Below are 25,358 nucleotides of genomic sequence, written 5' to 3' on the forward strand. Positions count from 1 at the left end.
ATCCGAAATAACCGCAGCGCCGCGCCCACCCGCGCGGGCTCGTCGTCTGGCGCCGTGGCGCGTTGAACCGAACCGGTTCGACACCATCTATCCTCTGCGCAACGCGACGTGCTCACAACCTGGCCGAAAGGCCAACGAACCGTCAACGGGTCGGCGGCGCGCGAAAATCACACTCAAGATCATGGCTTTACTCAACATCCTCAATTACCCGGACAAACGGCTGCACAAGGTCGCCAAGCCGGTCGAAGTGGTCAACGACCGCATCCGCCGCCTCGTCAAGGACATGGCCGAAACCATGTACGCCGCGCCGGGCGTCGGCCTTGCCGCGACCCAGGTGGACGTGCACGAGCGCGTGATCACGATCGACGTGTCGGACGACCACAACGAACTGCTCGCCTTCATCAACCCCGAAATCATCTGGTCGAGCGACGAAAGAAAGCTGTCCGAAGAGGGCTGCCTCTCGGTGCCGGGCATTTACGACAACGTCGAGCGCGCGGAGAAAGTGCGCGTGCGGGCGCTCAACGAGAAGGGCGAAACCTTCGAGATGGACTGTGAAGGCCTGCTTGCGGTGTGCATCCAGCACGAAATGGATCACCTGATGGGCCGCGTGTTCGTCGAGTACCTGTCGTCGCTGAAGCAGACGCGCATCAAGAGCAAGATGAAGAAGCTCGCCCACGCCATGTAATGCGCGTTCACCTCGCCTACCGCCCCCGTTCATGAGTCATTCGTTGCGCGTCATCTTTGCCGGTACGCCGGAGTTCGCCGCGGCCGCGCTGGCCGCGATTCACCGCGCCGGGTTCCAGGTGCCGCTCGTGTTGACCCAGCCGGACCGGCCCGCCGGGCGCGGCATGAAGTTGCAGGCAAGCCCGGTCAAGCGCTACGCGCAGGAGCACGGACTGGCCGTCGCCCAGCCGCCTTCGCTGCGCCGCGCCGGCAAATATCCGGCTGAAGCCGCCGCCGCGATCGACCAACTACGCGCTACGCCGCACGATGTCATGGTGGTCGCCGCATACGGCCTGATCCTGCCGCAGGAAGTGCTCGATATTCCTCCACTCGGCTGCATCAACATTCATGCGTCGTTGTTGCCGCGCTGGCGCGGCGCGGCGCCGATTCATCGCGCGATCGAAGCGGGCGACGCCGAAACCGGCATCACGCTGATGCAGATGGATGTCGGCCTCGACACGGGCGCGATGATCTCCGAAGCACGCACCGCGATTTCCGCCGACGACACCACGGCCACGTTGCACGACCGTCTCGCACAGGACGGCGCGAAGCTGATCGTCGAGGCGCTGATCGAACTCGAGCGCACCGGCAAACTGGCGGCAACGCCGCAACCCGCGGAAGGCGTGACCTACGCGGAAAAGATCGGCAAACACGAAGCCGCGCTCGACTGGCGCCGCCCGGCGAGAGTGCTCGCGCGCCAGGTGCGTGCGTTCGATCCGTTCCCTGGCGGTGTGGCCACGCTTGAAGACGGCTCGTCCATCAAAATCTGGGCCGCTGTTGCAACTGACGGCGCAGCCGCCAGCCACGCGCCCGGCACGATCACCGACGTCTCCCCCGAAGGCGTAGTCGTAGCCTGTGGCGAAGGCGCGCTGCGTCTCACGCAATTGCAGAAACCCGGTGGCAAACGCCTGCCGGTGCGCGAATTTCTGGCTGGCTCGACGCTGGCTGTGGGGCAGCGCTTTCAACTTCCCGAAGCAAAGTAACACCGCTGCTTATGCCCTGAACATCGTCCATTCGGCCGATGTTCGAGACCCCGCAGGACAGGCCTGCCGCGCGTAGAATCCTTCATGCAACGGCCCCGGATTTTGAGGATTCACATGTTCGGCATTACCCATTTCGAGTTTTTCGTCGTCGCGGTCTTTCTTCTAAATGTGACGCCCGGTCCCGATACGGCTTATATCGTCGGGCGCAGCGTCGCTCAAGGCCGCGGCGCGGGTCTCATGTCGGCGCTCGGCATCTCCGCCGGCTGCTGCGTTCACTCGCTGGCCTGCGCGTTCGGCTTGACCGCGTTGCTGGCTGCATCGGCCACAGCTTTTACGGTCATCAAGTTCGTCGGCGCTATTTATCTGATGTATCTCGGCGTGCGTTTGCTCTTTGCCAAACCGGCTGCCGCCGATGACGCTGCGGGCGAAGCGCGCGCGGCCGGCGCGCCCAGGTCGCTGCGCCAGCTTTTCCTGCAAGGCTTCTGGACTAACGTGCTGAACCCGAAGGTCGTGCTGTTTTTCGTGTCGTTCTTCCCGCAATTCGTGACGACCGGCAGCAATCACAAAGCGCTCGCTTTCCTCACACTGGGTGCGGTGTTCGTCATGATGAGCATGATCTGGAACAGTTTTGTCGCGTGGATCGCGGGCAGTGTGACGCGGCGTTTCTCTGGCCGGGCGGCGGTGAAGAAGTGGTTGGATCGCGGAGTCGGCAGCGCTTTTGTCGGCTTGGGTATCAAGCTCGCCACCGCGTCAAGATGATTGAATTTTCCTGACGCGCCCATATCTAACATTTAGCTTACAATCGGGCGCCGCGATCACGCGGCGCAGATATGAACCCGCGTTAGGGGAAGGAGTTGCAGACATGTTCAATTGGGTCAAAACCGCGATGTTGATGGCCGCGATCACGGCCCTTTTCATCGTGATCGGCGGGATGATCGGCGGGTCGCGCGGCATGACGATCGCGCTCGTGATCGCCCTTGGGATGAATTTCTTTTCGTACTGGTTCTCGGACAAGATGGTCCTGCGCATGTACAACGCGCAGGAAGTCGACGAAACCAGTGCGCCGCAGTTCTATCGCATGGTGCGCGAACTTTCCACACGCGCCGGCCTGCCCATGCCGCGCGTGTACCTGATCAACGAAGACGCGCCGAATGCGTTCGCCACCGGCCGCAATCCGGAACATGCGGCGGTCGCCGCCACCACCGGCATTCTGCGCGTGCTGTCCGAGCGCGAAATGCGCGGGGTCATGGCGCACGAACTCTCGCACGTGAAGCATCGCGACATTTTGATCTCGACCATTTCGGCCACCATGGCCGGCGCGATTTCCGCGCTGGCGAACTTCGCGATGTTCTTCGGCAGCCGCGACGAAAACGGCCGTTCCACGAACCCGATCGCGGGCATCGCCGTCGCGCTGCTGGCGCCGATTGCCGGTGCGCTGATCCAGATGGCGATTTCGCGCGCACGTGAATTCGAAGCCGATCGCGGCGGCGCGCAGATTTCCGGCGACCCGCAGGCGCTCGCTTCGGCGCTCGACAAGATCCACCGTTACGCGAGCGGAATTCCGTTTCCGACAGCCGAGCAACATCCGGCCACCGCGCAGATGATGATCATGAATCCGCTGTCGGGCGGCGGCATCGCGAATCTGTTCTCTACGCACCCGGCCACCGAGGAACGCATCGCGCGTTTGATGGAAATGGCGCGCACGGGGCGCTTCGAATAACGCTGCGCATTCCTTGCGCGGTGTGAGGAAAAAGGCGAGTCCGCGGGCTCGCCTTTTTATTTCGGTGCAAGGGCGTGAGCGGCTGATGCGCGGCGTTATCACGAGAAAATTCACTCTGTTCGCGGGGCGCCTGAGGGCCCGCACCGCATCGTTGAACTGCGCCTCGGCCCCTCGGCCTTCGTGGCCACCGAGGATTTGCAATCGCTACGCTCGCAGGCTGCCCGCGGACTCGTGCGCCGCGTTACGCTACGTCCGCGCCGATATATCCAACCTGCGCTTCAGTCCCACTCCGTCCCGCTCGCCTCGGATCCGCGATCACCACGCTCACAGACCGCCCGCCGGCCTGCGTCGCGCGCCACGCTACAATGCGTGTTGATTGCGTCGCGCGCCCCCGCGCGGCCCGCCATAGCCTTCTTGATGACTACAAAGCCTTCTTCGCGTACCGCTTCCTCATCGGTGCGCCCGCGCGAATCACGTTTGTCGATGCTGCATCTCGCGCCCGAATCGCTCGGCTTCGCGCTCGACTGCGCGGGCCAGGCGGTCGGCGCCGTGCGTCTCGGCGCAGCGTTGCCGGCCGCGCTGCAATCCGTCTTCGTGTCCGCCCCCGAGGCCAGCGCTGCCGCGGCGCGTGGCGCGGTGCAGGACATCGCCTACCGGACCATGCGACGTCTCGCGATTGCCGAGTGGCTGATCGCGAAGCTGGTGAAAAAGGCGCCGCCGCCGCACGTCGGCCATGTGCTCGCGTGCTCGCTGGCGCTGCTCGTCGACGACGAAGCGAATGCTGCGTACGCACCGTTCACGGTCGTCGATCAGGCAGTGAGCGCGATCGGCGCGCGCCGTGAATTCGCCTTTGCGAAGGGCCTCGTCAACGCCGTGCTGCGCGGTTTCCTGCGCGAACGCGAAACGCTATTGAGCGCCGCGCAAGCCGACGAAGTCGCGCGCTGGAACTATCCGGCATGGTGGATCAATGCCGTGAAGCGCGCGTGGCCCGACGCATGGCAGTCGGTGCTAGCCGCCGGCAACACACAAGGCCCGCTGACGCTGCGCGTGAATGCGCGTCAATCGACGGTCGACGCCTATCTGCAATTGCTGCAAAACCATCACATTGCGGCGAGCAGGGCCGGCGAGTACGCCATCAAGCTCGCCACGCCGATGCCGGTCGACCGCATTCCGGGCTTTAGCGACGGCGTCGTCTCGGTGCAGGACGCCGGCGCGCAGCTCGCCGCGCCGCTACTTGGCGTGCGCGACGGCATGCGTGTGCTCGACGCGTGCGCGGCGCCCGGCGGCAAGACCGGCCATCTGCTCGAACTGGCCAACCTTCAGCTCGTCGCGCTCGAAAGCGACGCGTCGCGCGCGCGCCGTATCGGCGAAAATTTGCAGCGACTCAAGCTCGAAGCGGAAGTGCGGATCGGCGACGCGGGCGCGCCCGCAAAATGGCACGACGACATCGACCCGCCGTTCGATCGCATTCTGGCCGACGTGCCGTGTTCGGCGTCGGGCATCGTGCGGCGTCATCCGGATATCCGCTGGCTGCGCCGCGCATCCGACATTCCCGCGCTGGTCGCCGAGCAGCGCCGCATTCTCGACGCGCTCTGGCCGCTCGTGAAACCAGGCGGCGAGTTGCTCTACGTTACCTGTTCGATCTTTCCCGAAGAAGGCGAGTTGCAGGCGCAGTGGTTTGGAAACAAGTATCAGGATGCGGTACGATTGGACGCGCCGGGGCAACTGTTGCCTTCAGTCGCTCGCGCGCCCGCCGACACATCGGCCGGTTCTCATGCCGGACAACCCGCTGAAGACAGCGCCGGCGCGAACTCAGACCACGACGGATTCTTCTACGCGCGCTTTCAGAAACGGTGACCATCAAACGCTTCTTCCCGCTTCGGCTCGCTGCCGTGCTCTGGATCGCGCTGGCCGTATGGCTGGCGGCGCCCGGCGTGGCGCACGCTGATTCGATCGCGGTGCAGCGTGCATCGCTGCAAGCCGACAACACGGGTTGGAATCTCGACGCACGCTTCGACTTCGATCTGAACAGCAACCTCGAAGACGCGGTCAATAAAGGCATTCCGCTGTATTTCACGACCGACTTCGAACTGAGCCGGCCGCGCTGGTACTGGTTCGACGAGCAGCCGGTGAGCGTGTCGCAAAGCATTCGCCTGTCGTTCCAGCCGCTCACGCGCGAGTACCGCGTGTCGAGCGTGTCGTCCGGCGGTTTGCAGCTCGGCTTCACCACGCTCAAGGATGCGCTCGCGGTGATCAAGCACATCACGTCGTGGCACGTGATCGAACGCAATGAAGTGCGTGTCGGCGAGACGTATAACGCGTCGGTGCGGATGCAACTCGACATCGCGCTGATGCCCAAGCCGTTTCAGATCGACGCGGTGAACAACCGCGACTGGAATCTCGCTTCCGAATGGAAGCGCTTTACCTTCACGGTGACCGAACGTGCTAAATAAAGTGCGCTCCGCTACCAGTGTCAGCAGCATCGTCGTGCGCGTGCTGGTGTCGACGGTCGCCGTGACGGCCGTGCTGCTGCTCGTGCTGCTCGCCGCGGCCAGCGCGAACACCGAATTCTTCGACCGCTATTACCAGTGGCTCTACGCCGCCAACCTCGTGGTCGCGATGATATTTTTGCTGGTGGTGGCGACGCTCGTCATCATCATCATCGCGCGGCTGAGAAAGGGTAAGTTCGGCACGCGGCTATTGGCGAAACTCGCGTTCTTCATGGCGCTGGTCGGCGTGGTGCCGGGCGGCATCATCTACGTCGTGTCGTATCAGTTCGTGTCGCGCAGTATCGAGTCGTGGTTCGATGTGAATGTCGAGACAGCGCTCACGTCCGGTTTGAATCTCGGGCGCGGCATGCTCGACGCGTCGCTGTCCGATCTGCAAACCAAGGGCCGCTTGATGTCGGAACAGTTGGCGAGCGCGGACGCCGCCGGCACCACGCTCACGCTGCTGCGTCTGCGCGACCAGTTCGGCGTGCAGGATGCGACGATCGTCGAACCTACGCGCAGCATGTCAGGCGCGACGCCCGACATGCACGTGGTCGCGCAGGCCTCCGGCAACTACGCGACGCTGGTGCCGAACGATTTGCCCACGCCGTTGATGATCGAACAGGCGCGCGGCCGTGGCTATGCGGCGATCGAAGGCGAAGTGGACGGCGATCCTCACGCGCATGGCAGCAAGGGCGTGTTGCGGCTGCGGGTGGTGCAACGCATCCCCGATTCGAACGCCGCGCTGTTGCAGCCCACCGAACGCTTCCTGCAACTCACGCAGCCGGTTTCGCCCACGCTCGCGCGCAATGCCGACGCGGTGCAGCGCGCCTATCGCGAGTACCAGGAGAAGGCGCTCGGCCGTACGGGTCTGCGCAAGATGTATATCGGCACGCTGACGCTCGCGCTGTTCCTTGCCACCTTCATCGCGATGATGCTCGCACTCGCGCTCGGCAATCAGCTCGCACGGCCATTGTTCCTGCTGGCGCAAGGCACCAAGGAAATCACGGAAGGCGATTACACGCCGAAGCGCGAAATCAAATCGCGCGACGAACTGGGCTTTCTCACGCAGTCGTTCAATGCGATGACGCGGCAGTTGTCGGAAGCGCGCGCGGCGGTCGAGAACAACCGCATCGCGCTTGAACACTCGAAGGCGTATCTGGAAAGTATTCTCGCGAACCTGACCGCGGGCGTGTTCGTGTTCGACCGGCAGTTCAGACTGACCACCGCGAATCGAGGCGCCGAGCGGATTTTCCGTCAGCCGTTCCAGGCGGTGATGGGTTCGGCATTGGATCAGATCGGCGTGCTGAGCGAATTCGGCGGCATGGTGCGCAAGGCGTTTGCCGATCGCGAAGCGGCGAGCGGCGATGGTCACGACGATCGCGGTCACTGGCAGCAGCAGTTTTCCGTGCAGGTGCCGGACGAAACCGAGCCGCTTACGTTGCTCGTGCGCGGTGCGCGGCTTGTCTCGGCGACGGACCGCGACGCGGAAGACATGCAGACTTCCGGCTACGTCGTGGTGTTCGACGATATCTCCGACGTGATCTCCGCGCAGCGTTCCATCGCGTGGGGCGAAGTCGCGCGGCGGCTCGCGCACGAAATCAAGAATCCGCTCACGCCGATCCAGCTCTCCGCCGAACGTCTGCAGATGAAACTCGCCGACAAGCTCTCGCCATCCGATGCCGATGTCTTGAAGCGTGGCGCGACCACGATCGTGAACCAGGTCGCCGCGATGAAGCAGATGGTCGACAACTTCCGCGATTACGCGCGTACGCCGCCGGCGGTGCTCGCCCATTTGCAGCTGAACGATCTGGTCAGCGAAGTGCTCACGCTGTACGGTATCGAAGAAGGCAAGGGCGCCATTCAGGTGGAGCTCGCCGCATTGCCGGCGATTCGTGGCGACGCGACGCAATTGCGTCAGGTGATTCACAACCTGCTGCAGAACGCGCAGGATGCGGTGGCGGATCTCGAGCATCCGCGTGTGTTGCTCGAGACGAGGACAGTAGAATACGGAGACCCCGACGCGGAAGGCAAAGTCCGGGTCGCGGTGCGTCTGACCGTGTCGGATAACGGAGCGGGCTTTCCCGCGCGTATCCTCACACGTGCATTCGAACCTTACGTAACGACCAAGGCCAAAGGTACGGGCCTGGGTCTTGCGATGGTCAAGAAGATCGTCGATGAACACGGCGCGCGCATCGACATCCGCAATCGCATGAAAGCGGGAGATGTCATCGAGGGCGCGCAGATTTCGATCCTCTTCCTTCAACTGGCAGACGATGGCGTGGCACCCGGAACAGGGCCGCGTCCGGCGCACGGCGGTGCGTCGCAGGGAAAGACAAAAGCAACAGTGCAGACAAGGGCAGCGTAAATGGCAACCATCCTGGTGGTAGATGATGAAATGGGCATCCGGGAATTGCTCTCGGAGATCCTGAGCGACGAAGGGCATGTCGTGGAGGCCGCGGAAAATGCGCAGGAAGCGCGCGAATTCCGTTTGCGCCAGGCGCCTGACCTGGTGCTGCTCGACATCTGGATGCCCGACACCGACGGCGTGACCTTGCTTAAGGAATGGGCCGCGCAAGGGCAACTGACCATGCCGGTGATCATGATGTCCGGCCACGCAACCATCGACACGGCGGTTGAAGCAACCAAGATCGGCGCGCTCAATTTCCTCGAGAAGCCGATTGCGCTGCAGAAGCTGCTGAAGGCCGTCGAGCAGGGTCTCGCGCGGGGGACGGCAGTGGGTGCGCCCGGCGGCGCGGCGGCCAAGCCGGCGTTGCCGGTGAGTGTTTCGGCGGTCGCTTCGGCGGCGGCATTGCCGATGCTCTCCACCGACGGCATGGGCAGCGGCGCGCTGGCTGCGCAAACGGCCTCGATCTCGTTCGACATTCCGCTGCGTGATGCACGCGACGCGTTCGAGCGCGCGTACTTCGAATATCACCTCGCGCGCGAGAACGGCAGCATGACGCGCGTGGCGGAGAAGACCGGGCTGGAGCGCACGCACTTGTATCGCAAGCTCAAGCAGCTCGGCGTGGATCTTGGCAAAAACAAAGGTGAGTGAACCGCGGAAGTGAAGCCGGCGTTAAACATGTCGATCTCGCTTCCACAGAATTTTTCGAGAAGGGGCTTGTCGGAGCGCTGACCCTTTGATATCATTTCGTTCTTCGTTGGCCCGGTAGCTCAGTTGGTAGAGCAGCGGATTGAAAATCCGCGTGTCGATGGTTCGATTCCGTCCCAGGCCACCAGGATTCAGCCCCAGGAAATCGCAAGATTCCTGGGGCTTTTCCTTTTTGTGCGCCTGGTGTGATGGGGCGTGACGGGCAGCGTTGCTTCGGCTTGCGTGCGCCACGTGTGCGGGGCGCGCTCAGCGGTGTTTGGCGTCGCGTGATAAAATCGCGCCAGTTCAAGGACTTGCACGTAAGTGCGTCGCCTGAGTGCCGCGCGGCAACGCCGCCACTAGCACCGAACCCTTCGCCCGACGATTAACGGTATAAGCCCCAGCGACTCTGCATGCGGAAGGCGCGGCCTATACTGCTTTGGGCCGGCAGCAGTGCCGGCACGCGTCGCGCCGCGTTGCTTGCATGGCGCACCTCGCGCAGCGCGACGTGGCACTCTTCATTCACGGAGTTTCACGGTGATCCGCAAAGACGCTAAACGTAGCGCTCTGGTGCTGTTTTCCGGCGGCCAGGATTCCGCCACATGTCTCGCCTGGGCGCTCGAACGTTATGAAACGGTCGAGACACTGGGCTTCGATTACGGTCAGCGGCACCGCGTCGAACTGGAATGCCGCGAGGGGTTTCGCAATGCGGTCGCGCGCGCATTTCCGGCATGGGCGGAGCGTCTCGGCGACGACCACATGATCGATCTGTCGGTGCTCGGCGCGATCAGCGATACCGCCATGACGCGCGAGATCGAGATCGAAGCTACGGCGAACGGTTTGCCGAACACGTTCGTGCCGGGCCGCAATCTGATGTTCATGACCATCGCGGCGGCGATTGCCTATCGACGTGGTTTGCAGGTGCTGGTCGGCGGCATGTGCGAGACGGATTTCTCGGGCTATCCCGACTGCCGCGACGACACGATGAAGGCGTTGCAAGTCACGCTGAACCTTGGCATGGACACGCGCATCCTGCTCGAAACACCGTTGATGTGGCTGGACAAAGCCGACACGTGGCGTCTCGCACACGAGCTCGGCGGCGACGAGCTGGTCGAGCTGGTGCGCGTCGAGACGCACACATGCTATGTCGGCGAACGCGCTGAATTGCATGCATGGGGTTTCGGTTGCGGCGAATGCCCGGCGTGCCGTTTGCGCAAGCGCGGTTACGAGGCGTATCTGTCGGGTGAGAAGGTCACCGAGGCGCCGCTCTGATGACGCGCGGCGCAGCAGCGCAACTCAGGCAATAATTTTTCAGGAACACAGGGCAGAAAGCAGCATGACTTACGCGGTCAAGGAAATCTTCTACACGTTGCAGGGCGAGGGCGCGAATGCCGGGCGTCCTGCTGTCTTCTGCCGGTTCGCCGGCTGCAACCTGTGGTCGGGCCGTGAAGAAGATCGCGCCGAGGCGGTGTGTCGCTTCTGCGATACCGATTTCGTCGGCACCGACGGCGAGAACGGCGGCAAGTACCGCACGGCTGACGATCTCGTGAAGATGATCGCGTCGCAATGGCCGGAAGGCGAGGGCGAGCGTTTCGTGGTGTGCACGGGCGGCGAGCCGATGCTGCAGATCGATCAACCGTTGGTCGACGCGCTGCATGCCGCCGGCTTCGAAATCGCCATCGAAACCAACGGCTCGCTGCCGGTGCTCGAAACGATCGACTGGATCTGCGTGAGCCCGAAGGCGGACGCACCGCTCGTCGTGACCAAGGGCAACGAATTGAAGGTTGTGATTCCGCAGGACAACCAGCGTTTGTCCGAGTATGCGAAGCTCGACTTCGAGTATTTCCTCGTCCAGCCTATGGACGGACCGTCGCGCGACCTCAACACCAAGCTCGCGATCGACTGGTGCAAACGCCATCCGCAATGGCGCCTGTCGATGCAGACCCACAAGTATCTGAACATTCCCTGATTTGCCGTGCTGACGATTACACGAAAACTCGAATTCGACGCGGGTCACCGCATCCCCGATCACCGCAGCCAGTGCCGTAATCTGCACGGTCATCGCTATGTGCTCGAAATCACGCTGCAAGGCGATCTGGTCGACACCGAAGGCGCGCCCGATCGCGGCATGGTGATGGACTTCGCCGACGTGAAGTCGCTCGCCGTCGAGCATCTCGTCGACAAGTGGGACCACGCGTTTCTCGTCTATGAAGGCGACACGCAAGTGCGCGGTTTCCTGGAAACGATGGCCGGCCACAAGACGGTCGTGCTCGATCGCATTCCCACCGTCGAAAATCTTGCCGCCGTCGCGTTCGACATTCTCGCGAACGTCTACGACGCGCACTACGGCGTGAATCTGCGTCTGCACAAGCTGCGTCTGTACGAGACGCCGAATTGCTGGGCAGACGTGGTCCGCGACTAAAGCCTGTAACCCGACGCTCGCGGGCCGCTCGCGCGGCCCAACCTTCGCGTTATTGTCACGGTATGATCGCTCCGACAACCACACGGAGCGAGACATGCCGGTCACCGCATTGCGTCGCAGCAGGCAGCCGGGCCGCCACGGCCCGCGCGCTCATCTGGCCCACGAGGGCAGCACGCTTTCCCGCAGTTCAGGCGAAGCGCCGCTTCATTGCGAGGGAGCGCGGCGATGAGCACCTTCACCAATCCCCTCAAGTCACGCCTTAAAGAAACCGATCCGCTGTTCGGACTGTGGCTCTCGCTCGGCAGCGACGCCGCCGCCGAAGCGCTCGCGCACGCCGGTTACGACTGGCTGCTGATCGACATGGAGCACTCACCGAACGATAGCGGCGACGTCGCCTCGCAATTGCGCGCGATCGCCGCCGCGCATCTGCCGAGCGAGCCGGTGGTGCGCGTGCCGTCCAGCGAGGCATGGCTCGTCAAGCGCGTGCTGGATGCCGGCGCGCGCACGCTGATGTTCCCGAATATCGAGTCCGGGGACGAGGCGGCGCGCGCCGTGCGTCTCACGCAATATCCGACCGCCGGCGCGCTCGACGGTGAGCGCGGCGTTGCCGGCGCAGTGCGCGCGGCGGGTTACGGCATGCGGCGTGACTACGTGCAGACGGCCAATGCGCAGATCGCGACCATCGTGCAGATCGAGTCGGCGCGCGGCTTGCAGGAAGTGGAAAAGATCGCGACGACGCCGGGCGTCGATTGCCTGTTCGTCGGGCCGGCGGATCTCGCCGCGAGCCTCGGTCATCTCGGCGATTCGAAGCACGCCGACGTGCAGGCCGCGATGGCGCGCATCGTCAGCGCCGCGGACAAGGCGGGCATTGCCGCCGGTATTTTTGCCATGGACGTCGCGAGTGCGAAGCAGCACCGCGATGCCGGTTTTCGATTCATCGCTCTGGCCGCGGACGTCATGTGGATGTTGCGCGCGACTCGCCAGGCGCTGCAGGAGGTGAGGTCATGAAGGGGACGGTGCAGTGCGTCGTGGTGCGTCTGGCAGTTGCAGCGGCATTGATGGCGAATGTGGCGGCCTATGCGCAAGACAGCCGGATCGCGAAGTCGAATGATCCGGAGACGCAAACCGCGGTCGCCGACTACAACGCCGGCAATCTGGCTGCGGCGCTTGTCGAGTTCCGCAAAGCTGCCGAGCGCGGCAGCCGTCTCGCCGAGTTCAACTACGCGATGATGCTGCTCAACGGCGAAGGCACGTCGGTCAATGTCGATGAAGGCAAGAAATGGCTGCGCAAGGCCGCCGACGCCAACATGTCGCACGCGCAATACGTGTACGGCAAGATGTACGACGATGGCGAGTTCGTCGGGCGCGATCCGGTCGAAGCGCACCGCTGGTTCCTGAAGGCGGCGGAGCAGGGACACGTGCAGGCGGAACTGGCACTGGCCAATCAGTTCCTCGATGGCCGCGGCACCGAGCGCGACAACAAGCAGGCGTTCGTCTGGTACAAGAAAGCCGCGCAGGGCGGCGACATGACCGCGCAATACGTGGCCGGCTCGTTTTATGAGCGGGGCGGCGACGGCGTAGAGAAGAATCTCAACGTGGCGCGCGCTTATTACGCAGCCGCGGCGGCGCAGGGCGATCCGGCGGCGCGGCTCAAGTATCAGCAACTCAGCGCGCAGTTGCGAGATCAGAAGGAAGTGAAGCCGCAGTAAGACCGTGGCGTTTTGATAACGACGCTGGATGCAAAAAGGGACGCTCCGTGAAGAGCGTCCCTTTTGCTTGTGGAGTCGCCGGCAAAGCCCGCGCGGCACCGCCGCGCTAGCTCTGCATCAACCGCTTCTGCCGCGCGACGCTCATGATCAGGCCGATCGCGACGCCCAGCGTCGTCAGCGCGGTGCCGCCGTAACTCATGAATGGCAACGGCACGCCGACCACCGGCAAGATGCCGCTCACCATGCCGATATTCACGAACGCGTAGGTGAAGAACGCCATGGTCAATGAGCCGGCTAACAGGCGTCCGAATAGTGTCGCGCCATTGGCCGCGATATACAGCCCACGCGCGATCAACAGCATGTATAGCGTGAGCAGCACGACGCCGCCCGCCAGCCCGAACTCTTCGGAGAACACGGCGAAAATGAAGTCGGTGTGCTTCTCAGGGATGAACTCCAGGTGCGCCTGCGTGCCCTTCAGCCAGCCTTTGCCAAGCGGGCCACCCGAGCCGATCGCAATGACCGCCTGAATGGTATGGAAGCCCTTGCCGAGCGGATCGGAAGTCGGATCGAGCAGCGTGCAGATGCGGTGTTTCTGGTAGTCGTGCATCAGCGGCCATTGCACTTCCGGCTGACAGATTTTGTCCTGGAAGGCGGCGATGGACACGACCGCGATCACGCCTGCAATCAGCACCGGCACGATCAGCTTGAAACTCAGGCCAGCGAAGTAAATCACGAAGAGACCGGCCGCGAACACCAGCACGGCTGTGCCGAGGTCGGGCTGCTTGGCGATCAGGCCGACCGGCACCGCGAGAATCACCAGGCCGACCAGAAAGTCGTACCAGCGCATTACCCCTTCGCGTCGCTGGTAGTACCAGGCGAGCATCAACGGCGTGGCGATCTTCAGGATTTCCGAAGGCTGGATCACCACGCCGACATTGATCCAACGCTTCGCACCTTTGCGCGTGAGGCCGAATAGCGCCACCGCGACCAGTAACGCGATCCCGAATGTATAGAGCGGAACCGCGAAGCGCATCAGCGTGGTGGGTGGCACATTGGCGAGCGCCCACATCAGCACGAAGGTCAGCATGATGTTGCGCAGCTGGTCTTCCACGCGGCCGGGGACATCCAGACTCGCGCTGTACAGCGTGACGATGCCGACGCACAACAGCAGAAACACGATCAGTGCGAGCGGGCGATCGAAGCCCGCGAACATCCGCTTGATGCGGTCGAGCCAGGCGCGCTTGTCGAATTGCATGCCTTCTCCTTACTCGTCGATGCCGCCGGAAACCGGCTGGCGTGGCGACGTGGCCTGAATGCCGCCATCGCGCGACGCAGCGGCGGCTGTCGGCGCCGGCTCGCTGGCCGGACGGGGTTTATGCGGGACGCCGGATTTACGCGACGCCGGATTCTTCGTGGCGGTGGATGCGGACGTCGAGGCGGCAACCGGTGCCGATGCGGCATCAGGCGCGGAAGCTGCTGCCGCCGCGGACGCCGCCTTCGCAGCCGCCGCAGCGGAGGCCGCCGCTGCCGCCGAAGCCGCGCCGGGAATCGGCAACGCGGTGAAGCCCGCTGCGACCTTGACCGGCTGCACTCCGTCCTGCGGCGCCAGCGGTGCGCCGCCGACTTCCGGCGCGGAGGCATCTTCGGTTGCCGACGCCGCTGCCTCGATGGCCGCTTGCTGCGCACCCGGCTTGTTCTTGCCGACCAGGTAATAGTCGAGCACCTTGCGCGCAATCGGGCCTGCGGATTCCGCACCCCAGCCGCCGTTTTCGACGATCAGCGCGAGCGCGATCTTCGGTTGCTCGGCTGGTGCGAACGCGATGAAGAGCGCGTGGTCGCGCAGATGCTCGGCGACCGCGTGGCCTTTGTAGTTCGCGCCCTGCAGCGAGTAGACCTGCGCCGTACCCGTCTTGCCGGCGGCCTGATACGGCGCGCCGATGAACAGCTTCGACGCCGTGCCGTTGGTCACGACGCCTTCCATCGCACGCTTGATGATGTCGATGTCCGATTGCTTGACCGCGATCTTGTCGCTAGGATCGCGCACCACCGGCCGCGTGTCTTTCGTGATCGGATTTTCGATGTCGCGCACGAGGTGCGGCTTCATCACGACGCCGTTGTTCGCGAGCGTGGCCGTGGCGTGAGCGAGCTGCAGAATGGTGAACGAGTTGTAGCCCTGGCCGATGCCGAGACTGATCGTTTCGCCTTCATACCAGCGTTGCTGCTCGGGCTTGCGGTACGCCTTGCGCTTCCATTCCGTGGAGGGAAGAATGCCCTTCGCCTCGCCCGAAATGTCGATGCCGGTGATTTGGCCGAAACCCCACGGTTTCATGAAGTTGGCGATATTGTTGACGCCGAGATCGTGCGCGAGCATGTAGAAATACGTGTCGTTCGACACCACGATCGCGCGGTTCATATCTACCCAGCCTTGGCCCGAACGCACGTCGTTGCGGAACGTGTGGCCGCCGAAGGTGTACGAACCGGGATCCTGGAAGCCCCAGCCCGGCGTGCGCTTGTGCAGCGTGAGCGCGGCGAGCGCCATGAAGGGCTTGTAGGTCGAGCCCGGCGGATAGGTGCCGTGCAGCGGACGGTTGAGCAGCGGATGGTCGGGCGAGTTGTTGAGATCGTCCCAGGTCTGCTGGTCGATTCCGTCGACGAACGAATTCGGATCGAAGCTCGGCGCGGACACAAAGGCGAGCACGTCGCCCGTCGACGGTTCGATCGCGACCAGCGCGCCGCGGCGGCCCGCGAAGGCCTGCTCGGCGACCTGCTGCAAGCCGATATCCAGGGACAGCACGAGGTTGTTGCCAGGCGTCGCCTGGGTTCGCGACAACGTGCGCACGGGGCGGCCGCCGGCGGTTACTTCCACTTCCTCGAAACCGGTCTGGCCGTGCAACTCGGTCTCGTAACTCTGCTCGACGCCGATCTTGCCGATGTAGTCGGTGCCCTTGTAGTTATTCGCGTCCAGACGCGGATCGTAGTGGTCCGGATCGCTGTCGTTCTGATCGCTGGCGTCGTCGATACGGTCCTGATCGCGCTGCGAAATCCGGCCGATGTAGCCGATCACGTGCGCCGCGGTCGGCCCGAGCGGATATTGACGGAACAGGCGCGCGCGCACTTCCACGCCAGGAAAGCGGAAGCGCTGCGCGGTGAAACGCGCGACTTCGTCGTCGGTCAGTCGGGTGCGGATCGGCAGGCTCTCGAAGTTCTTCGAGTCCTCCTGTAGCTTCTTGAAGCGGCGGCGATCGCGCGCGTCGATTGAAACGACCGTGGCCAGGTTGTCGATCACGTTTTCGATCGAGTCGTTCAGCTTCGACGGCGTCAGTTCGAGCGTGTAGGCCGAGTAGTTCTTGGCCAGCACCACGCCGTTGCGATCGGTGATGATGCCGCGGTTCGGGACGATCGGCGCGACCGAAATGCGGTTTTCATCGGCCTGCAGCGAGTATTTGCTGTAGTGCCAGACCTGCAGAAACAGGAAACGGAAGCCGATCAGCCCGAAGCAGACGAACACGAACAGGCCCGCCGCCGCGACGCGCAGGCGGAACTTCGAGAGCTGTTGCTGAGTGTCCTTGAATTCGGTCATGCGATTCTGCAAAAGGCCGGGTGACGGCCATCATGAGTGTGCGCCTTTTCCGGCCGGAACCGGGAGGCATGAACAGCGATGCGCGTCGAGTGGGCCGGGAAAGTGGGTTCTGGCAAGAACGGCCGGCGCGCTCGATGCGGGATCAAATCGGCCGGGTATCGTCCGGATCGGCGGGGCGGCGCTGCGGCATCAGCAGCAGCATGCTGGTGACCGGCCACAGCGCGGCTTCGACGAAGCCGTCGATCAGATAACCCCAGCCCGGAAACGCCGCGCCCGTCAGCAGACGGATCACGAACGGCACCAGTTGCGCGACCACCAGCAGCGGCATGACCGCGAAGGTCTGCACGCCGAGCGACATCCACAGCACACGACGGTGAATCGTGATCGCGCCGTACGACAACAACGTGTACGCCAGCGCGTGCTCACCGAGCAGGCTGGCGTTGTGCACATCCATCAGCAATCCGAGCGAAAACGCGATACCCATGCCGACTTTGCGCGGCTGGTGCACGTTCCAGAACAGCAACACGAGCGCGACGAAGTCCGGCACGCCGACGAGGCGCCCCCACGGCATCAGGTTCAGCAGGAACGCCGCAGCGAGGCTGAACGAGATGAAGTAAGGATTGACCGGCTGCAGGATGTATTGCGGACGGTTCATGGCTGGGCCCCTGGCTTGGCTGGCGGCTTCGCGTTCTTGTCAGCGGCCGGTTTCTTTTCGGCGGCGGGCTTTTTCTCCGCTGCGGGCGGTTTGGCCGGCGCCTTTTCGGTGGGCTTGGCGGTTGCGGGTTTCTCGGCTGCGGCCTTTTCGCCGGCTTTTGCCTGGGATTTATCCGCCGCGGCCTTGCCGTCGGCCGATTTGGCGCCTTTCTTCGCTTTTGCGTCCTTCGCGGCCGTGGCTGCGTCGGGCTCTTCGGCCGGACGCGGCGGCACATTGTTCACGTAATGCAGCACCAGCAGCTGACGCGCGCCGCGCACCGGCGCGACCGGCAGGCAGATCACGCGGGCGAACGCCGTATCGGCCTGCTTGTCGACCCGCACCACCTTGGCGACCGGCAGACCCGGCGGATACACGCCGTCCAGACCGCTGGTGACGAGTTCGTCGCCGGTTTGAATGTCGGCGCTGATCGGCACGAAACGCAGATCGAGCGTGTCGCCCTTCGGCGTGCCGTAAATTACGCTGCGCAGACCCGTGCGCACGATCTGCACAGGCACTGCCTGATCCTTGTCTGTGAGCAGCGTCACTTCGGCTTGCAGCGGGAACACGCGCGTTACCTGGCCAATCACTCCGTCTTCGTTGACGACCGGCGAACCGTTCTGGATGCCTTGCTGCGCACCTCGGCCGATCACGACCTTCTGCGTGAACGGATCACGCGTGTCGTACTGGATCTCGGCAGGCAGCGATTCCGTGGTAGAGCGCTGCGACAGTTGCAGCAGCGCGCGCAAATGCGCGTTCTCGGCCGCCAACCCAGCGGCCGTATTGGCTTGCTGCGAAAGCTGCAGGTCTTTGGTGCGCAGTTTGTCGTTTTCGCTGCGCAGCGTGGCGCTGGTCACGGCCAGGTCGGCGGCGCCCACGAACATATCGCGCGGCACGAGGGCGGCGCGTTGCAACGGATAGAGACCCGCGCCGAGCACGCCGCGAACGATTTCGAGCGTTTTGAAGCGTGCGTCGGAGATCAGCAGGGCGATCGCCAGCAAGACAAAAAATACGAGTCGTGCGAGGGCGGACGGTCCTTGCTTGAACAGGGGCGGCGGACTGTATTCCATGGTCGGCGCCGGGGGCGTGAGCGGTTGGGTGAGACGGCGGCGCGCGAGGAACGCGCGTTCAGCGCGCGGAGGCTGGTAGGCCCAGCCAACGGCAAACCGGCCCGCAAGGAGCCGTTTGCCTGATCCGCGCTACTGACATGGAGACGGGCTCGCTTACTCGTACGAGAAGATGCTGCCCAGCTTGTCCATGCGTTCGAGCGCCATGCCCGAACCGCGCACAACGCAGGTCAGCGGGTCTTCGGCGACGAGCACCGGCAGGCCGGTTTCTTCGGCGAGCAGGCGGTCCAGATCGCGCAGCAGTGCGCCACCGCCCGTGAGCATCATGCCGCGCTCGGCGATATCGGCGCCGAGTTCCGGCGGCGTTTGTTCGAGCGCGATCTTCACCGACGACACGATCTGGTTCAGCGGATCGGTGAGGGCTTCGAGAATTTCGTTGCTGGAGATGGTGAAGCTGCGCGGAATGCCTTCCGACAGATTGCGGCCCTTCACTTCCATTTCCTTGACTTCGGAACCCGGGAAGGCGGAACCGATTTCCTTCTTGATGGCTTCGGCGGTTTGTTCGCCGATCAGCATGCCGTAGTTGCGGCGGATGTAGTTGACGATGGCTTCGTCGAACTTGTCGCCGCCTACGCGCACCGAGCCTTTGTACACGATGCCGCCGAGCGAGATCACGCCGACTTCGGTCGTACCGCCGCCGATGTCGACGACCATCGAGCCGGTTGCTTCCGACACCGGCAGGCCGGCGCCGATAGCCGCGGCCATGGGTTCTTCAATGAGGTAGACCTGCGAAGCGCCCGCACCGTGCGCGGCTTCTTTAATGGCGCGGCGCTCGACCTGGGTCGAACCGCACGGCACGCAAATGATGATGCGCGGCGACGGCGAGAACATGCGCGATTCGTGAGCAGTTTTGATGAACTGCTTGATCATCTGCTCGGTGACCGTGAAGTCGGCGATCACGCCGTCTTTCATGGGGCGGATTGCCTCGATGTTGCCCGGCACCTTGCCGAGCATCTGCTTGGCTTCCTTGCCGACTGCCTGGATGGTTTTCTTGCCGTTGGGACCGCCTTCCTGGCGGATCGACACCACAGACGGTTCATCAAGAACGATGCCCTTGCCACGCATGTAGATGAGCGTGTTGGCCGTACCGAGGTCAATGGCCAGATCGTTGGAAAAGTAGCTGCGCAAAAAACCGAACATTCAAAATCCTGTCTCGCTGGGGGCCGGGCCTCGCAATGGTTGCGCAGGGCGGCAGCGGAAAAAATAACAGCTTCAACCGGGCGGATGCGGCGCCACAGGAACTTGAAGCTGCGAGGGAGTCTACCGGAGGCCGATGCAAAGCCAGGTCAGAAAAATCCGAACTATCTTTGGGAATTGTTCAGAAAGGCCTTGGTAAGACGGTCCGGGTTTGGGTCGAACGCGTAATGATACCTTATAATTTTGGATGTTTTGAAGGAAACGGACGGCACTTTTTGCCACCGCTGGCCCCTTTTTCGAGGTCTTCCTCCAGCGTCGTAACCCGCTGTCGCGGCATCGTTTTTTCCTTGCTGCGGCGGTCCACCACATTTTCCGGTGACTGCATGGCTCTGACCCTGACCGATGTAAAACGCATCGCGCATCTCGCGCGGCTCGAACTGGCCGACGCCGACGCTGAGCACACGCTCGTCCAGCTCAACGATTTTTTCGGGCTCGTCGAGCAGATGCAGGCGGTCGATACCACCGGCATCGCGCCGCTTGCCCATCCGATCGAGCAGATCGAAGACGTCGCGCTGCGTTTGCGTAACGACGCGGTGACAGAAACGGTCGAACGCGAAGCTTTCCAGCGCCCGGCACCCGCCGTGCAGGACGGCCTGTATCTCGTGCCGAAGGTGATCGAGTAACACCCGCGCAACGAGCCCGGCGCGGTATGCGAGCGGGCCTCCAGACGAAGTGCCGACTTGCGGCATATCGACTCGTGGCTTCAGCGCTCGCATAACCGTCGTCTCCGGCTTCCTCGGCTCGGTTTGCCGGCGGGCAGCCGAACGCCTCCACGGCAGCGTGCCTACGCTGCCGCGCTCTTCAGGATAAAACGCAATGCATGAAAAAAGTTTGACCGAACTGCGCGCCGCACTGACGGCCAAGGAATGCTCCGCAGTCGAACTGGCGCAGCTCTATCTGAAGCGGATCGACGCGGCCAACAGCCTGAACGCATTCATCCAGGTCGATCCCGATCTGACGCTCGCGCAGGCGAAAGCCGCGGACGCGCTGCTTCATACCGGCCACGCCGGCCCGCTGGTCGGCCTGCCGATCGCGCACAAAGACGTGTTCGTCACCAAGGGCTGGCGCTCCACCGCCGGCTCGAAAATGCTGTCGAACTACGAAAGCCCGTTCGACGCGACCGTGGTCGCGCGTCTGCAGAACGCCGGCATGGTGTGCGTGGGCAAGACCAATATGGATGAGTTCGCGATGGGCTCGTCCAACGAGAATTCGTACTTTGGTCCTGTGCAGAATCCGTGGGATGTTAAGGCTGTGCCGGGCGGTTCGTCGGGCGGGTCGGCTGCCGCTGTGGCCGCGCGCCTCGCGCCCGCTGCAACGGGTACGGATACCGGCGGCTCGATCCGTCAGCCGGCGTCGTTCTCCGGCATCACCGGTATCAAGCCGACGTACGGTCGAGTATCGCGTTACGGCATGATCGCGTTTGCCTCGTCGCTGGATCAGGGCGGTCCGATGGCGCAAAACGCCGCGGATTGCGCGACGCTGCTCAACGCCATGGCCGGCTTCGACGAACGCGATTCGACCAGCCTCGTGCGCGACGACGAAGACTACACGCGTTATCTCGGCAAACCGTGGAAAGAAGACGGCGCCGGCAAGCCGCTCGCGGGCCTGCGCATCGGCCTGCCGAAAGAGTATTTCGGCGCCGGTCTTGCCGACGACGTGCGCGCCTCGATCGACGCCGCGTTGAAGCAATACGAAGCGCTCGGCGCCACACTGGTCGAAGTCTCGCTGCCGAAAACGGAGTTGTCGATTCCGGTGTACTACGTGATCGCGCCGGCCGAGGCTTCGTCGAACCTGTCGCGTTTCGACGGCGTGCGCTTCGGCCATCGCGCTGCCGAGTATCGCGATCTGCTGGACATGTACAAGAAGTCACGCGCCGAAGGGTTCGGTCCGGAAGTGAAGCGCCGCATTCTGGTCGGCGCGTATGTGCTGTCGCACGGCTATTACGATGCGTACTACCTGCAGGCGCAGAAGATCCGCCGCATCATCGCGCAGGACTTCCAGGAAGCGTTCAAGCAGTGCGACGTGATCATGGGACCGGTCGCGCCGTCGGTGGCGTGGGACCTCGGCGCGAAGGGCGACGATCCGGTGCAGATGTATCTGGCCGACATCTACACGCTGTCGGTGAGCCTTGCCGGTTTGCCGGGCATGAGTGTGCCGTGCGGCTTCGGCGCGGGCGCGAATGCGCAGCGTCCGGTCGGTTTGCAGATCATCGGCAACTATTTCAATGAAGCCCGGATGCTTCAGGTGGCCGACGCGTTCCAGCGCGTGACCGACTGGCACCGTAAAGCACCGGCAGGAGTGTGAGCACCATGGCCAAGCAATGGGAAGTCGTGATCGGTCTGGAGACCCACGCGCAACTGTCGACTCAATCGAAGATTTTTTCGGGCACCGCGACGCAATTCGGCGCGGCGCCGAACACGCAAGCCAGCCCCGTCGATCTGGCGTTGCCGGGCACGTTGCCGGTGATGAACCGCGGCGCCGTGGAGCGCGCGATCCAGTTCGGTCTCGCGATCGGCGCAACGGTGGCGCCGCGTAGTATCTTCGCGCGCAAGAATTATTTCTACCCCGATCTGCCGAAGGGCTATCAGATCAGCCAGTACGAAATCCCCGTCGTGCAGGGCGGTCAGGTAACGATTCAGGTGCCGGCCAATGAAAAGGCCGGCAAGGAAGCGTATGAGAAGGTCGTCAATCTCACGCGCGCTCACCTCGAAGAAGACGCGGGCAAGTCGCTGCACGAAGACTTCGCGGGCATGACCGGCATCGACCTGAATCGCGCCGGCACGCCGCTGCTCGAAATCGTCACCGAGCCGGAAATGCGCAGCGCGGCCGAAGCGGTCGCTTACGCGAAGACGCTGCACACGCTCGTCACGTGGCTCGGTATCTGCGACGGCAACATGCAGGAAGGCTCGTTCCGTTGCGACGCGAACGTGTCGGTGCGTCCGGTCGGGCAGGCCGAATTCGGCACGCGTGCCGAGATCAAGAACCTGAACTCGTTCCGCTTCCTCGAAGAAGCGATCCAGTACGAAGTGCGCCGTCAGATCGAGTTGATCGAAGACGGCGGCACGGTGGTGCAGGAAACGCGTCTGTACGATCCGGACAAGCGCGAAACGCGCTCCATGCGCAGCAAGGAAGACGCGCACGATTACCGCTATTTCCCTGATCCCGATCTGATGCCGCTCGTGATCGACGCGGCGTGGATCGAGCGCGTCAAGGCAGGGATGACAGAGCTGCCGGTGGCGATTCAACAGCGTTTCGTGTCGCAATACGGTTTGACGCCGTACGACGCTAACGTGCTGACGTCGAGCAAAGCCATGGCCGCGTACTACGAAGCGGTGGTGAGCAAGGTCGGTCCGGCCAACGCCAAGGTTGCCGCCAACTGGCTGATGGGCGAAGTGTCGTCGCAACTGAATCGCGAGGGTCTCGACATTGCCGGGAGCCCGGTGTCGTCCGCGCAACTCGCGTTGCTGCTGCAGCGTATCGCCGACGGCACCATCTCCAACAAGATCGCCAAGGAAATTTTCCTCGCGATCTGGGAAGAGAAGGCCACCGACGAAGCCGCCGCCGACCGCATCATCGAAGCGAAGGGGCTGAAGCAGATTTCGGATACCGGCGCGCTGGAAGCGATCATCGACGAAGTGCTCGCCGCGAATCAGAAGTCGGTCGAGGAATTCCGCGCCGGCAAGGAAAAGGCATTCAACGCGCTGATCGGTCAGGCAATGAAAGCGACGAAGGGCAAGGCCAATCCGGCGCAGGTGAACGAACTGCTGAAGAAGAAGCTATCCTGAGTCGAAGTTAAGTTGAGCGTGAACGACTGAAGCGCTAAAGCTCAGGTCAGCACGGGCTGTTGCCGGCAACGAAAGTGGGGCAACGGCCCGTTTCATTATGCGGGTCCGTTTAAGCGAACACAGATCAGGGGAGTGTGTGGATGGCCAGGCAACCCGAACTCGACGATTTCCGCGTGCCGTATTTCGACGACGGCAAGAAGAAAAACAAATTCTCGCTGAGCGATTTCGACCCGGCCGCCAAGCCGTTTTCGACCGGCTCGAAAGATGGCGACAAGGCGCGTCTGTCGGAGATCGGCACGAAGCTCGACAACTTGCAGGAGCGCTTGCACGCGCAGCAAACGCGCCGCGTATTGCTGGTGCTGCAGGGCATGGACACGAGCGGCAAGGACGGCACGATCCGCGCCGTGTTTCACGAAGTCGATCCGCTTGGTTTGCGCATCGTGCCCTTCAAGGCGCCGACGCCTGTCGAACTCGCGCATGACTTTCTCTGGCGCGTGCATTCACAAGCGCCGGCCGCCGGTGAACTGACGATCTTCAACCGCAGTCACTACGAAGATCTTCTGGTGCCCACCGTGCACGGCACTTTGGATGAGCAAGCCTTTGTGCAACGCTGCTGCCACATCCGCCAGTTCGAGGAATTGCTGGCGTATAGCGGTACGGCCATCGTCAAGTGCATGCTGCACATTTCGAAAGACGAGCAGCGGACGCGTCTGCAGGCGCGCATCGACGATCCGAGCAAGCACTGGAAATTCGACCTTGCCGATCTCGAAGTGCGCAAGCAGTGGGACGAGTACCAGGCGGCGCACCAGGAGGCGCTGGCAGCGACCTCGACGGAATACGCGCCGTGGTACGTGATTCCCGCCGACTCCAAGACGCATCGCAACGTGATGGTTGCGGAGTTGCTGTTGCGCACGTTCGAAGCGCTCAAGCTCGAATATCCGCCTGCCAAAGAATCGCTGAAGGGCATCAAGGTCGAGTGACCGTGCCTTTCGCTTCATCAACGAATCGAACGTAAAAAGGAACGACATGTTGCGTGTGATTACCGCGAACCTGAACGGCATCCGCTCGGCGGCCAAGAAAGGCTTTTTCGACTGGTTCGGAGAGCAGAAGGCCGACGTGCTGTGCGTGCAGGAAATCAAATGCTCGCAGGACGACATGACGCCGGAATTCATGGCCCCGCACAACTTCACCGGATACTTTCAGCACGCTGTGAAGAAGGGTTATAGCGGCGCGGGCGTGTACACGCGTCACGAACCGGACGAAGTGGTGATCGGCTTCGGCAGCGAGGAGTTCGACCCGGAAGGGCGTTATGTCGAACTGCGTTTCGGCAAGCTCTCGGTGATTTCGGTGTATGTGCCCTCGGGTTCGAGCGGCGACGAACGCCAACAGGCCAAATACCGTTTCATGGACGAGTTCATGCCGCATCTCGCGGAGCTGGCTCAGGAGCGTGAGGTGATCGTGTGCGGCGACGTCAACATCGTCCACAAGGAAATCGATATCAAGAACTGGAAGAGCAACCAGAAGAATTCGGGTTGCCTGCCGGAAGAGCGCGCATGGCTCACCAAACTATTCGATGAAGTGGGTTACGTCGACGTGTTCCGCACGCTCGACCAGCGGCCGGAACAGTACACATGGTGGAGCAATCGCGGTCAGGCGTATGCGAAGAACGTCGGGTGGCGGATCGATTATCAGATCGCGACGGCGGGTATCGCGAGCAAGGCGAAACGCACCGACGTGTTCCGCGACATCAAGTTCAGCGACCATGCGCCGCTAACGGTGGATTACGACCACAAGGTGAAGAAGTAAGAACGGCAAGCGAGGCTGAGGCCTCGCCTTTG

At 63.1% G+C, this 25,358-nt stretch carries 24 protein-coding genes and 1 tRNA gene; 19 read left to right on the forward strand and 6 right to left on the reverse strand.

The annotated features are described in order from the left end of the window. Window positions 1-181 precede the first annotated feature (181 nt). From def to B0G80_RS16460, 14 genes are all read left to right on the forward strand, one after another. Window positions 182-685, forward strand: a complete 504-nt coding sequence (def, locus tag B0G80_RS16395) for a peptide deformylase (protein WP_116119693.1) — start codon at window positions 182-184, stop codon at window positions 683-685. 31 nt (window positions 686-716) lie between these two features. Further along, window positions 717-1,706: a methionyl-tRNA formyltransferase gene (gene fmt, locus B0G80_RS16400; RefSeq protein WP_116118655.1), complete on the forward strand. Its 990-nt coding sequence runs from the start codon at window positions 717-719 to the stop codon at window positions 1,704-1,706. A 114-nt stretch (window positions 1,707-1,820) separates the two neighbouring features. Then, window positions 1,821-2,465 carry a LysE family translocator gene (locus B0G80_RS16405; RefSeq protein WP_116118656.1) on the forward strand — a complete coding sequence of 215 codons (645 nt, stop codon included), beginning with the start codon at window positions 1,821-1,823 and terminating at the stop codon, window positions 2,463-2,465. Between the two features lie 103 nt (window positions 2,466-2,568). Further along, complete coding sequence (gene htpX, locus B0G80_RS16410) at window positions 2,569-3,426, forward strand: zinc metalloprotease HtpX (RefSeq protein WP_012431382.1); 858 nt, start codon at window positions 2,569-2,571, stop codon at window positions 3,424-3,426. A 417-nt stretch (window positions 3,427-3,843) separates the two neighbouring features. Continuing rightward, complete coding sequence (gene rsmB, locus B0G80_RS16415) at window positions 3,844-5,283, forward strand: 16S rRNA (cytosine(967)-C(5))-methyltransferase RsmB (protein WP_116118657.1); 1,440 nt, start codon at window positions 3,844-3,846, stop codon at window positions 5,281-5,283. After that, entirely contained in the window at window positions 5,280-5,879 is a 600-nt protein-coding gene (locus B0G80_RS16420) for a DUF4390 domain-containing protein (protein WP_106283956.1), read from the forward strand. The genes rsmB and B0G80_RS16420 overlap by 4 nt, the downstream gene beginning before the upstream one ends. Then, on the forward strand, window positions 5,869-8,283 hold the full coding sequence (locus B0G80_RS16425) for a PAS domain-containing sensor histidine kinase (protein ID WP_106283955.1): 2,415 nt from the start codon (window positions 5,869-5,871) through the stop codon (window positions 8,281-8,283). Before B0G80_RS16420 ends, B0G80_RS16425 begins: the two co-directional genes overlap by 11 nt. Next, complete coding sequence (gene esaR, locus B0G80_RS16430; protein WP_116118658.1) at window positions 8,284-8,973, forward strand: response regulator transcription factor EsaR; 690 nt, start codon at window positions 8,284-8,286, stop codon at window positions 8,971-8,973. 108 nt (window positions 8,974-9,081) lie between these two features. Then, window positions 9,082-9,157: transfer RNA gene (locus tag B0G80_RS16435), tRNA-Phe, on the forward strand. A gap of 389 nt (window positions 9,158-9,546) precedes the next feature. Beyond that, window positions 9,547-10,281, forward strand: coding sequence for a 7-cyano-7-deazaguanine synthase QueC (gene queC, locus B0G80_RS16440; RefSeq protein WP_116118659.1), 735 nt, complete (start codon window positions 9,547-9,549; stop codon window positions 10,279-10,281). 64 nt (window positions 10,282-10,345) lie between these two features. Next, window positions 10,346-10,978, forward strand: coding sequence for a 7-carboxy-7-deazaguanine synthase (gene queE, locus B0G80_RS16445; protein WP_116118660.1), 633 nt, complete (start codon window positions 10,346-10,348; stop codon window positions 10,976-10,978). A gap of 9 nt (window positions 10,979-10,987) precedes the next feature. Then, window positions 10,988-11,431, forward strand: a complete 444-nt coding sequence (gene queD / locus B0G80_RS16450) for a 6-carboxytetrahydropterin synthase QueD (protein WP_090518804.1) — start codon at window positions 10,988-10,990, stop codon at window positions 11,429-11,431. A gap of 225 nt (window positions 11,432-11,656) precedes the next feature. After that, window positions 11,657-12,439 (forward strand): HpcH/HpaI aldolase/citrate lyase family protein, encoded by a 783-nt coding sequence (locus B0G80_RS16455; protein ID WP_116118661.1) that lies wholly within the window; start codon window positions 11,657-11,659, stop codon window positions 12,437-12,439. Continuing rightward, window positions 12,436-13,140: a tetratricopeptide repeat protein gene (locus tag B0G80_RS16460; RefSeq protein WP_116118662.1), complete on the forward strand. Its 705-nt coding sequence runs from the start codon at window positions 12,436-12,438 to the stop codon at window positions 13,138-13,140. Before B0G80_RS16455 ends, B0G80_RS16460 begins: the two co-directional genes overlap by 4 nt. Before the next feature lie 106 nt (window positions 13,141-13,246). On the opposite strand, the gene rodA is transcribed toward B0G80_RS16460, so the two are convergent. The 6 genes from rodA to B0G80_RS45865 form a co-directional block, all read right to left on the reverse strand. Continuing rightward, the gene (rodA, locus tag B0G80_RS16465; RefSeq protein WP_116118663.1) at window positions 13,247-14,395 is read right to left on the reverse strand and encodes a rod shape-determining protein RodA; all 1,149 of its coding nucleotides are present in this window, start codon (window positions 14,393-14,395) and stop codon (window positions 13,247-13,249) included. Window positions 14,396-14,404: 9 nt separating this feature from the next. Further along, the gene (gene mrdA / locus B0G80_RS16470) at window positions 14,405-16,720 is read right to left on the reverse strand and encodes a penicillin-binding protein 2 (RefSeq protein ID WP_116119695.1); all 2,316 of its coding nucleotides are present in this window, start codon (window positions 16,718-16,720) and stop codon (window positions 14,405-14,407) included. A gap of 142 nt (window positions 16,721-16,862) precedes the next feature. After that, window positions 16,863-17,375, reverse strand: coding sequence for a rod shape-determining protein MreD (gene mreD / locus B0G80_RS16475; protein ID WP_095417751.1), 513 nt, complete (start codon window positions 17,373-17,375; stop codon window positions 16,863-16,865). Then, entirely contained in the window at window positions 17,372-18,481 is a 1,110-nt protein-coding gene (gene mreC, locus B0G80_RS16480) for a rod shape-determining protein MreC (RefSeq protein WP_116118664.1), read from the reverse strand. The genes mreD and mreC overlap by 4 nt, the downstream gene beginning before the upstream one ends. A gap of 153 nt (window positions 18,482-18,634) precedes the next feature. Further along, a complete protein-coding gene (locus tag B0G80_RS16485) occupies window positions 18,635-19,678 on the reverse strand; it encodes a rod shape-determining protein (RefSeq protein ID WP_004189550.1) in 1,044 nt (347 codons plus the stop codon). Window positions 19,679-19,910: 232 nt separating this feature from the next. Continuing rightward, on the reverse strand, window positions 19,911-20,060 hold the full coding sequence (locus B0G80_RS45865; RefSeq protein WP_181919965.1) for a hypothetical protein: 150 nt from the start codon (window positions 20,058-20,060) through the stop codon (window positions 19,911-19,913). Between B0G80_RS45865 and gatC the strand changes: the two genes are divergently transcribed. The 5 genes from gatC (at window position 20,059) to B0G80_RS16510 (ending at window position 25,326) form a co-directional block, all read left to right on the forward strand. Then, window positions 20,059-20,358 (forward strand): Asp-tRNA(Asn)/Glu-tRNA(Gln) amidotransferase subunit GatC, encoded by a 300-nt coding sequence (gene gatC, locus B0G80_RS16490; RefSeq protein ID WP_105511670.1) that lies wholly within the window; start codon window positions 20,059-20,061, stop codon window positions 20,356-20,358. The genes B0G80_RS45865 and gatC overlap by 2 nt on opposite strands. A 193-nt stretch (window positions 20,359-20,551) precedes the next feature. Further along, the gene (gatA, locus tag B0G80_RS16495; RefSeq protein WP_116118665.1) at window positions 20,552-22,039 is read left to right on the forward strand and encodes an Asp-tRNA(Asn)/Glu-tRNA(Gln) amidotransferase subunit GatA; all 1,488 of its coding nucleotides are present in this window, start codon (window positions 20,552-20,554) and stop codon (window positions 22,037-22,039) included. Window positions 22,040-22,044: 5 nt separating this feature from the next. Next, window positions 22,045-23,520: an Asp-tRNA(Asn)/Glu-tRNA(Gln) amidotransferase subunit GatB gene (gatB, locus tag B0G80_RS16500; protein ID WP_116118666.1), complete on the forward strand. Its 1,476-nt coding sequence runs from the start codon at window positions 22,045-22,047 to the stop codon at window positions 23,518-23,520. A 140-nt stretch (window positions 23,521-23,660) separates the two neighbouring features. Beyond that, on the forward strand, window positions 23,661-24,500 hold the full coding sequence (locus B0G80_RS16505) for a PPK2 family polyphosphate kinase (protein ID WP_116118667.1): 840 nt from the start codon (window positions 23,661-23,663) through the stop codon (window positions 24,498-24,500). A gap of 46 nt (window positions 24,501-24,546) precedes the next feature. Then, entirely contained in the window at window positions 24,547-25,326 is a 780-nt protein-coding gene (locus B0G80_RS16510; protein ID WP_116118668.1) for an exodeoxyribonuclease III, read from the forward strand. Window positions 25,327-25,358: the final 32 nt, after the last annotated feature.

Source organism: Paraburkholderia sp. BL6669N2, assembly GCF_003387275.1.
Taxonomy (GTDB): Bacteria; Pseudomonadota; Gammaproteobacteria; order Burkholderiales; family Burkholderiaceae; genus Paraburkholderia.